The 651-nt window shown below is 70.4% G+C and carries 1 pseudogene; it reads right to left on the bottom strand.

The window, feature by feature from the left end:
• Positions 1 to 651, bottom strand: a pseudogene (locus ASG87_RS00075) (hypothetical protein); the annotation flags it as partial.

Raw genomic sequence — 651 nt, forward strand, 5'->3', positions numbered from 1 at the left:
ATGTCCGCGCCCTTGAAGCTGGGCGTATCGACCGTCGCCACCGTGATCTCGGCGCCGTTGCTGCTGACGAGGATGTTCTGGCCGTTCTTGAAGTTCACCGTGCCGCCCGGCGCCACCTGGGTCGCCGTGCCGCCGTTGGCCTGCACGTTCCAGCCCTTGCTGGCGATCTCGCTCACTGCGTTCAACTGGCTGCCGTTCACCGCGTCGGTGCTGCCGGCCGAGACGTCGCCGTCCTTGACGTTGGTGACCACGGTACCGCCGGTGCCGCCCAGGGTGACCTTGCCCTTGCCGGCGTCGTCGTACTTCACCGCGTTGCCCGCGAGGCTGTCGATGTTGTCGGCGACGGCCTTGAGCTGGCTCACGTTCACCGCGTCGGTGTCGCCCGCGCCAGCCGCCACATGGGTGACGCGGCGCTCGCTACCGACCTTGCCCACCGACACTTCGCCGATGGCCGTGCCCGCGACCGCGGCGCCGTTCACGGTATACGCCGCATTGCCGAGCGTGCTGCCGTCGGCCAGTGCGTCGCGGCCGATCGCCACGCTCTGCCCGTGGCTCGCGGTGGCGTTGTAGCCCAACGCCGTGGCGCCCGCCACGGTGGCGTGCGCGTCGTCCGCCGCCAGGCCGGTGTCGTTGGTGCGCACGTACTTCACG

The organism is Frateuria sp. Soil773 (assembly GCF_001428405.1).
Taxonomy (GTDB): Bacteria; Pseudomonadota; Gammaproteobacteria; order Xanthomonadales; family Rhodanobacteraceae; genus LMSL01.